The following is an 8,849-nucleotide window of genomic DNA, read 5'->3' as shown; positions in this document are numbered from 1 at the left end:
TTTTTGCCATAGAAAAATCCCCTCCCAGATAGACTGTTAAGAACATTTTATCATGTTCTCTTTTTACTCCGTCTACCTGTAGGGGATAATACCAACACTCTTTTTATTCTATTAAACTTATTATTTACCGATGAATTGTTGAGTCCAGTAGTTACCTGATTCTACATATCCAACACCGATATGAGTAAAGCTTGCATTCATGATATTTTCACGGTGGCCTTGGCTGTTCATCCAAGCTTCAACCACTTCTTCTGGTGTTTGTTGACCTTGTGCGATGTTTTCTCCAGCTGATGTATAGCTAATTCCGAATTGTTTCATCATATCGAATGGAGAACCGTACGTGGGGCTATTATGATCAAAATAATTATTGTCTTTCATATCTTGAGACTTCGCACGGGCTACCTTGCTCAATTCTGTATCAATTTCAAGAGCTGCTAGACCTTGTTTTGCTCGCTCAGCATTTGTTAGTGTAACTACTTCTTGTTCAAAAGCACTTAATTCTGAGCTTGTCTCTTTTTGTTCCTCATTTGTTTTCTCTGTCGTTACTTCTTCTGTTGTCTCAGGTTTTGCTTCTGGCGCTGTTACTTCTTCTGTTGCTTCAGGTTGTGCTTCTGGTGCTGTTACTTCTTCTGTTGCTTCAGGTTGTGCTTCTGGTGCTGTTACTTCTTCTGTTGCTTCAGGTTGTGCTTCTGGTGCTGCTACTTCTTCCGGTGTTTCAGCTTTTGCTTCCGGTGTTAATTGTACTTGCTGTACTAATTGTTGGAATGCGAAGTGTGAAGTTGGCATTGCAATATTATACTTAGCTAAGTATTGTTCAAGTACTTTTTGTATATCTTCCTGATTGATAGATTTATATGTTACTTGTTTCACAGTTTCACAGCTTGCCGCTTCAGTTTGGCTAGCACCCGCTCCTGTAAAAATTATAGCTGCAGCTGCTGCTGCTGATATGAACATTTTCTTTTTCATTTGTATTTCCTCCCGTTAATTCATTGATGTGTCTTGGCTCTGGAAATATCATATCATGCATTTTTTGTAATAAAGGCACCATCAATTTCCAATGACACATCCAACAACAATTGATCGGAAGGAATATTATCCTAGTTTCATAGTCATAGAGATAAACCTTATTCTATCAATGTTTTGCTATTTCTTACATATTCATATATTTTCCATGATTTTTTTGTCAATGGAAGATACGTATTACCATTACCATGGAATACTAATAACTTTTAGTTGACAACTTGTATAAACCCTTATTGATATGACTTTTTTTACTTTTATATTACAAATATTTCGTATGAAACACATTTATAATGTTCCTTTTTCTTTCTTTTTTTGAAAAATAATGAAGATTCAATAGAATTGAAAAAAGGTTCGAGTTTTACCGAACCTTTTTTCACTACGAGAAATTGTGACAAAAAAAATTATTTTCAATGATCACTTTCGTCATGATCCATCTCATCCATATTTTTGGAACCACCATTTTCCTCGGGTGAGCTTGGAGTTCCGATTATGAATTCCTTCTTAGGCATATTGTGCATATCCCTAGCGGTTACATGGGCATATACATAATAAGTTCCTTCTTCATTAAACGACTTTTCCAATTCATAGATTCCATTTCCTTTATGGGTGGCGGCTATTTTTTCATGATCCTCACTATTTGCCAGCCATATTTCAAAGCTCACATCATCTGCATCCTTCACTTCTTCTTCACCATAGGTCACTTTTGCCTTGAATGTTACAGGCTCGTCCCTTTCCCCTTTAGTAGGTTCGACCGTTAGATCTACATTCAGCAGTTTTGGAATCTCCTCTTCTTTACCACAACCAGCCAGTAGGGCTAAAGCTACACACATTACAATCATCATTTTTTTCATTGCCATTCCCCTTTTTTATTAATTCCATTCATCTACTATAGTCGGTAGCACTATGCTAACTTTTGTACCTATCTGTTCCTCACTTTCTATAGTAATTTTACCTTTTTGCTGCTCCACCAATTTTTTGACGATGGAAAGCCCCAGCCCCGAGCCCCCATCAAATCGGCTTCGTGCTTTGTTCACTCGATAAAAGCGTTCCATCACATGGTGAATATCTGATGCCGGTATTCCTCTTCCAGTATCTCCGATGATTAGCTCACACTCTTCTTTTTGCTGGGTCAATGTTAAGTAGATGGTGCCCCCATTTTCCGTATATGTAATGGCGTTATCCAGGATATTATGAAGAACTTGTTCTACTCTTCCTTCGTCACCCATAATAATCGGGTCAGAATCTAGTTCAACCTCCAACCGGATTTGCCTTTCTTTCATAATAGGCTCATATTTAACCAACACTTCTTCTATGAATTGGGCAAAGGCAATTGGCGTACTATGAAGACCAATTTGTTCACTGTCCAACTTAGCTAAATTCATTAAATCCCTTAAAAGTTTTTGCAGCCTTTGCGTTTCCCTTGAAATGAGTTGAAGGTATTTTTGTTTTTCTTCTTCATCTTTCACAATGCCATCCTTAATGGCCTGTGTATATCCTAAAACGTAGCTCAATGGTGTTCTAAGCTCATGTGCTACATTTTCGAGGAATTCTTTTTTTCTTTCTTCTTCTAAATAAATGGACTGTGCCATCTCATTGAATGCTTGAGCCAAACTCCCTATTTCGTCTTGGCTCTTGACTTGAAGCTTAATATTATAATCACCATCCGAAACGCGATTGGCAGCGTGTTCCATTTCCTTGATCGGCTTGACCAACTTTTTCAACCATTTTGTCATAAGGAAAATCACAACAATTAAAAATAAAAATACGGCCCCCAACCATTTTGCTGCAAACTCTCTAAGTAAATCGGTAATCGAATCAACGGGAATATATGTATAGATGATGCCTTCAAGGCGATCTCCATCGTTTAAAGGAATAATTGCCGCTACAATATTCTTATCGAACCTTTTCTCATACCCTTCTTTTTCTACGGCTTGTCCGGCCAATAGGAGTTGCCTTTCTTCTTCTGAAATGAGGGTGTCATAATCGATTTCAAAGGGCAGGCAAGCACTTAATTCCCTTGGGTTGCTGACAACAAAGACTTCACTATCATTTTTACTATTGAACCATTCTACCTTTTCCACGAAATCTTCAGTGATTTCCCCTCCGGAATAGTCCACACCAAGCAAGCTGGCTTCATTAACTAAATCTGTTTTAATTTTTTTTACATATAAGTTTTTGTAATAATATTGTGATAGCGAGTATGCGAATAGAACCGATAGAATAATTGCGGCAATAATCGTTACCCATATTTTAATAGATAGGGACGGTCGCTTATTCCACATGTTTTTCCTCGATTTTATAGCCAATGCCCCATACCGTTTGAATATAGTCGTCAGTCTTCAATTTCATCCTTAACGTTTTGATATGGGTATCTACCGTACGTAAAGAACCCCCATATTCTCCGCCCCAAATGTTCTCGAGGAGCTGCTCGCGGCTCAGCGCTTGATTTTGGTGACGGATGAGGAATACGAGCAATTCAAACTCCTTCAATGTCAATATCACTTGCTTCCCCTCTAGAGACACAGTTCTGGAATCAAGGTTGACGTTAATTTCACCCAGCTGAATGCTATTTGTATCTTCTCGTTTCAATGACATTTTCCCTGCTCTGCGTAGTACAGCTCCAACCCTGGCCACCAGTTCACCTGGATTAAAAGGTTTCACCAAATAATCATCGGCGCCTATCCCTAATCCTTTTACCATATCCCATTCCTCACCTTTTGCACTGACAAAAATGATAGGGACTTCAGATTGTGAGCGGATTTTTTCACATATGGAAAAACCGTCCATTTCCGGCATCATGATATCCATTAAAATCAAATCTACATCATGAACTTCAAGCAGGGATATAGCCATTCTCCCATTATCCGCTTGAAGACATTTATATCCTGAGTTAAGCAAATACATTTCTACCAAGTTACGCATATCTTCTTCATCATCAACGATTAAAATGGTGTAATGATGCATGTTATCTACTCCCTAACCAACATTTGAAATGGACCTTCACCGACTTTTGCCGTTTTCTTGACCTCCATGGTTTCAGTATCCACTATATACACTTCATCACTGTCATACCCTGCCACTATCAAATCCTCCTTGAAGTTTCCCATTTCAAAAGGATTGACACCTACAACAAGGCTCTTGATCGCTTCATATTTGTCATTCAATTTATATAAAGAACTTGAACCATGACTCAGAATAAAAATCCCGTCATCATTTTCAATGAATTTTATTGGCATAGTCGCCGCCTTAATCCTTTTCTTCAACTTTCCCGTCTCTGTCGAATAAATATAGAGATTTTCTTCTACCTTTTTTCCCTCACCATGACCGCCTATCCAAATTTCTTCATTTTCCTCCCTTACTAAAGCGCCTGTGGAGGAACTCTTTATCGTAAACTCCCGATCAACTTTTTTTGTTTCAAGATCAATCACCGAACAGATGGTATCCCCAAAGTTAACGACAAACAAATTATGTGATTGCTTCCCTTGAAGTACGGTTAAGGGGCTTTGACCAACCCTGACCCTGTCTTGCTCCTTGCCTTCTTCATCTAAAAAGGAAATGGAATGATTCAATTGGTTGACAGCCACAATCCCCTTGTCTTCTTCTAGCATAAGCATATTGACGATCCCCTTCCCTGAATTCCAGCTGTTTATGTGTTTACCAGCGGATAGGGAAAAGATTTCAATCGTCGACATCTCCTTTCCATACAGAAGGAGCGTATCTTTGTCCGCTAAGAGCAAAGCTCCTGTAAAGGGTTCAGAAATATCCCAACTGGCAAAGCGCTGATAGTTTTCATCCAGGAACGTCAAGCTTGTATCTTTAATGTTGACAGTAGCCAAAAAAGATTTATCCAGGTTTATTTTGGTATACGTTTCATTGCTGTCGCATCCACAAAGCAGGGCAACGGCAAGCAAAAGGGGAATGACCCGCATCATGACTTTGACTCCTCATTCGTTTAAAAGCTATTTTCAAATATTCTAACAATAAAATGTGAAAAAAGTATGAAGCAAAAAAGAAAAATGATGAACAACTCCCGCTTCACTTTGAAGCCAACAGTCGTTCCTGTACCGCATGGTAAGCTGAAATGATTGCTGTCTTTTCTGCATCGGTAAGAGAGGATTCCCTCACCCGATTGACACTTAAATGAAATTTATCATGAATTGGCTTCCTTACCCGAGGATGGGCATTTTCATCCAAGAGTTCACGTCGGATAAGTTCTGACAGAACTTTTGACGGTTCTTCTTCCCCCTTCAATACCCTCCTGTTATTCCATAGGCTTAGATAAGCCTCCAATATTGTCTCATCATTCATTAACTTTTTCATCCATTTCCCTTCCATCCATTACTAATTTATACATATTAAAAATCATCTTCGTAAAGACTATAAGTATATTTTAACTTTATTACTTCAAAGGAGTGAGTGAATTGTCTCAAGTATATCGTTGTCCGAATTGCAGGACAAATAAATCCCGTTTCAATCTCATTGAACAGTTTCCCACCCCTGTTAAGAAAGATCCGCAATCCGGTGAGATTGTCGAACAGTACTCAAATGATGCCCTTCAGCCGTTTCACCTAGCCTATAATGGTCCTGAAGTTCGAGTACAGTGCGCAGCATGTGGGCTTATTGAAGATGAGAAAACATTTGCAGCTTTTGGACTGCAGTCATAAAAAAATCAGGCCCATGCTTTAAGGGGCCTGATTTTTTTATTCTTTTCCGACTGCCATTTTTGCTCGATCAATGGCGATTGGAATAGCTTTCCCGTCCTCATATCCTTCATCAAGTAAAGCGTTCGCTATCTCAATGGCTTTTTCACGGACATCTGCATCCAGATTTTTCATTGAATTAGGATAATCGCTTTTGTTCCACGGCATCCATAACCACCTCCTCGATAACTAGTCCTCTCTTTTCCCGGTTTTGATTGGTGGTAAACGCCTATATCGTCGCTTTCACTTCCAAAGCTTTTAACTCATTGATTATCTTCTCTTTATCCAGTTTTTCACCGATTATGACGATATTCAAAGGCATTTTAATCATTTCATTCATATACAATGGCATCCCATAAGAATATTGGAATAAGTAAGGATGCTGCGAATGCGTGAAGGAAAGATATCCTTTCATCCTGTATACCGTTTCAGGGAGGGCCCTGAGCCAATCCTCAAAGTCCGTTTGATTAATGGTCCCTGTAAAAGTATGCACGATTGCACTTAAATGAAGATGGCTATGTACTTCGAGCTTTTGATGGTTTTTATGTTGGTTCCTATGCATTTGTTGCAGGGAACCTATAGATACGGCTGCATATTCCGTCAATAAACATACGGCTTCTGGATTCAACCCCTGAATGGAATAGATGAGTTGGGATGCTTCCATTTCACTTACCAAATCCGCTTTATTTAATAAGATGAAATCTGCGTGGTGTATTTGCTCGGACAACAACTGTCTAAGCTGTGGCGAGAGCTGTTCGCGGTCACGCCACCTCAATAAATCGACCACCGTGATAATCCCTTTATACTCTAACTTATTAGCAAAAAATGGTGACATGATTCCATCGAGTACTTCTACTGGATGTGCTGCACCTGTTGTTTCAATATAAACGGCATCTAGATCATTTTCGGTCAACAATTCTTGCAGCTGAATTTCAAGCTTGTCCTGAAGGGTACAACAAATGCAACCATCAAACAATTCCTTTAACGGTACGTCATCGCCAATCAAACCACTATCCACCGATACACTGCCAAGTTCATTTAAAAGCACGGCCACTTTTCTACCCGCTTCACTTTCCTGCTTTAATATATTTCGAAGAAGCGTCGTCTTCCCGCTACCGAGAAAGCCGCCTAATATATATACTTCGGTCGTTTTCATTAGTATCTTCTCCTATAATGTACACGATTTTTATTTCCGTTAAAATTTTATCATACTTTTCCCGCTTAAGCACCCTGCGGGGCCACATAAAAAAACCAGCCCGAAAGCTGGTTTTTTTACACTTTTATTATGCCTGAACTTCATCTTTTTCATATATCGGAACCCAGCCGGCCGCTGTAACGAAAATACGGACCGCGACTGTTCTTCTATCTTCCGCTAGCGTGAAGTAGTGACGAGTCGATTCAGGTACGCTGATCAAATCTCCAGGGTTAAGTCGGACATCGAACCATTTTCCCTCGCTACCCTCGATGGCGAAGATACTCGTTCCCCCAGCGATGAACCGTACCTCGTCATCTTCATGATGGTGTTCCTGCTTGAAGTTCTGCAACAATTGGTCCAAATTCGGATTGGAATCGGATAATGTGATAATATCATGCGCTTTATATCCTCTTCTTTCCGAAATTTCTTTAATCTCTGACTGGAAAGCATCAAGAATCTCTTGTTTATCTTCATCCGTAAGATCATATTTTTCCACCAGATGGGCTGGCAATTTTGAAATATCCCATTGTTCGTAAATTACGCCTTGAGTCTCTAAAAAGCTCTGAACCTCTTCATTTGTTTCAATTACTTCATTTGTTTCTTGGAATCTAATTGTAGCCATTATTTTTCCTCCTTTATATTTTTAGCTGAGCGAACCTGTCAATATCTTTTGCTGGTTAAGTAACAGCTGATATTGAAACAGAAATTCACATGCTTCTAAGATTTTTTTTGCTTCCAACCCGCTTTTTCCCCATACGGTTATACCATGATTTCTGATAAGCACCGCCCCCGAGTCTGCATCGACATGGGGACTGAATGTCTCAGCCAACAACGGAATATCTGCATGGTTATGGATGATGGGTATCTTCAATTCTGCATCTTCCTGCCATCGTCCAGTAGCCTTGATAATTTCATGATGACAAAAAGTCACTTCCCCAACTTCACTATATAACTCGGAAATCACGTTATTTTCTACTGTATGGACATGGAGGACGCAATTGGCATCCGTTTTCCGATAAATCTCTGTATGAAGAAGAGTTTCAGCGGAAGGTCTGAGCTCGGTCATTTCGACTGGTTTTCCTGACAAATCCACCAAAATAAAATCGGAATCTGTCTGCTTGCGTTTATCCTTGCCACTTGCGGTTATATAAAAAGAAGGGCTATTAGCCTCACGGATCGATAAATTTCCACTCGTCCCCATGAACCAATCTCTCTCGGCTAGTTCTCCCTTTATTTGCGCTAGTTCCTGCCACTCTTTTGAAGCTGTCACCCTTACACCTCCTACATTTTTTTTAGAATATCAATCACATCATGGAAAGTTTCAAACTCTTTATGGGGAATGGCTTCTGTGCGGCACTTTTCAAGGAGCCTGTCACGGGCAATAACAAAATCTGCCTGTTTAGCCGCTTCAAAGTCGGTAACGGAATCTCCAATCACCAATTTATACTGATCCTTTGTAGAAAGCTTTCTCATAATCGTAGGTTTACAGCAACCACACCCATGATTACATTGGTCATCACAAGTATACGGCCACTCAATCATAATTTCTTCCTGACTGAAGTCGGCATGATTACAGTAGACATTCTCTACAGGTAAGAGGTCATTCAAAAGAGGTTCAACGAAAAAGTCCATTCCACCACTGACAATATAGAGAGGAATATCTGATTTTTTTGTAAATTCCACAAAATCACTGAACCCTTGGCGAATACCCGCTGTCTCCTTCACATATTGAATGATGTCCTCCTTTAAATCGCTATCCAGCAGGGAAAACATTTCCCCTACACCGTGGGAAATGCTGATTTTTTGCTGAAGAACACCATCTTTTAATGCCTCCCAGCCGGGCGGGGCAAACTTCTTCATGATTGAGATGATATTATCCGAGTTGGTGATCGTTCCATCAAAATCACAGAAAATGATCGGTTTGACCATGA

The 8,849-nt window shown here is 39.7% G+C and carries 12 protein-coding genes; 1 reads left to right on the top strand and 11 read right to left on the bottom strand.

Going from position 1 to position 8,849, the window contains the following annotated elements; genetic code table 11:
* Nucleotides 1-120 precede the first annotated feature (120 nt).
* The 6 genes from ACQKL0_RS08820 to ACQKL0_RS08795 all read right to left on the bottom strand — a co-directional run bounded on the left by ACQKL0_RS08820 (nt 121) and on the right by ACQKL0_RS08795 (nt 5,343).
* Nucleotides 121-966: a CAP domain-containing protein gene (locus tag ACQKL0_RS08820; RefSeq protein ID WP_402988238.1), complete on the bottom strand. Its 846-nt coding sequence runs from the start codon at nt 964-966 to the stop codon at nt 121-123.
* Nucleotides 967-1,430: 464 nt separating this feature from the next.
* A complete protein-coding gene (locus ACQKL0_RS08815) occupies nt 1,431-1,874 on the bottom strand; it encodes a FixH family protein (protein ID WP_427687022.1) in 444 nt (147 codons plus the stop codon).
* 18 nt (nt 1,875-1,892) lie between these two features.
* Nucleotides 1,893-3,305, bottom strand: coding sequence for a sensor histidine kinase (locus tag ACQKL0_RS08810; RefSeq protein ID WP_427687020.1), 1,413 nt, complete (start codon nt 3,303-3,305; stop codon nt 1,893-1,895).
* Nucleotides 3,295-3,987, bottom strand: a complete 693-nt coding sequence (locus ACQKL0_RS08805; protein ID WP_402956871.1) for a response regulator transcription factor — start codon at nt 3,985-3,987, stop codon at nt 3,295-3,297. Before ACQKL0_RS08805 ends, ACQKL0_RS08810 begins: the two co-directional genes overlap by 11 nt.
* Nucleotides 3,988-3,992: 5 nt before the next feature.
* Nucleotides 3,993-4,955: a YncE family protein gene (locus tag ACQKL0_RS08800; protein WP_427591785.1), complete on the bottom strand. Its 963-nt coding sequence runs from the start codon at nt 4,953-4,955 to the stop codon at nt 3,993-3,995.
* A gap of 103 nt (nt 4,956-5,058) precedes the next feature.
* The gene (locus ACQKL0_RS08795) at nt 5,059-5,343 is read right to left on the bottom strand and encodes a hypothetical protein (protein ID WP_427591784.1); all 285 of its coding nucleotides are present in this window, start codon (nt 5,341-5,343) and stop codon (nt 5,059-5,061) included.
* A 101-nt stretch (nt 5,344-5,444) separates the two neighbouring features.
* Between ACQKL0_RS08795 and ACQKL0_RS08790 the strand changes: the two genes are divergently transcribed.
* Complete coding sequence (locus ACQKL0_RS08790; protein WP_427687018.1) at nt 5,445-5,687, top strand: DNA alkylation repair protein; 243 nt, start codon at nt 5,445-5,447, stop codon at nt 5,685-5,687.
* A gap of 36 nt (nt 5,688-5,723) precedes the next feature.
* Here ACQKL0_RS08790 and ACQKL0_RS08785 read toward each other — a convergent pair whose 3' ends face one another.
* The 5 genes from ACQKL0_RS08785 to ACQKL0_RS08765 form a co-directional block, all read right to left on the bottom strand.
* Nucleotides 5,724-5,891 (bottom strand): hypothetical protein, encoded by a 168-nt coding sequence (locus ACQKL0_RS08785; RefSeq protein ID WP_402869899.1) that lies wholly within the window; start codon nt 5,889-5,891, stop codon nt 5,724-5,726.
* 61 nt (nt 5,892-5,952) lie between these two features.
* A complete protein-coding gene (locus tag ACQKL0_RS08780) occupies nt 5,953-6,879 on the bottom strand; it encodes a CobW family GTP-binding protein (protein WP_427687016.1) in 927 nt (308 codons plus the stop codon).
* Nucleotides 6,880-7,006: 127 nt separating this feature from the next.
* On the bottom strand, nt 7,007-7,540 hold the full coding sequence (locus ACQKL0_RS08775; protein WP_402868936.1) for a cupin domain-containing protein: 534 nt from the start codon (nt 7,538-7,540) through the stop codon (nt 7,007-7,009).
* 21 nt (nt 7,541-7,561) lie between these two features.
* Nucleotides 7,562-8,188: a methylthioribulose 1-phosphate dehydratase gene (locus ACQKL0_RS08770; protein ID WP_402868937.1), complete on the bottom strand. Its 627-nt coding sequence runs from the start codon at nt 8,186-8,188 to the stop codon at nt 7,562-7,564.
* 11 nt (nt 8,189-8,199) lie between these two features.
* Nucleotides 8,200-8,847, bottom strand: coding sequence for a 2-hydroxy-3-keto-5-methylthiopentenyl-1-phosphate phosphatase (locus ACQKL0_RS08765; protein ID WP_427687014.1), 648 nt, complete (start codon nt 8,845-8,847; stop codon nt 8,200-8,202).
* Nucleotides 8,848-8,849 lie beyond the last annotated feature (2 nt).

The organism is Peribacillus sp. NPDC097264, from assembly GCF_050277925.1.
In the GTDB taxonomy this organism is placed as follows: Bacteria; Bacillota; Bacilli; order Bacillales; family DSM-1321; genus Peribacillus.
Note: the sequence above shows the minus strand (reverse complement) of the source record. Positions and strands in the feature narration are given on the sequence as shown.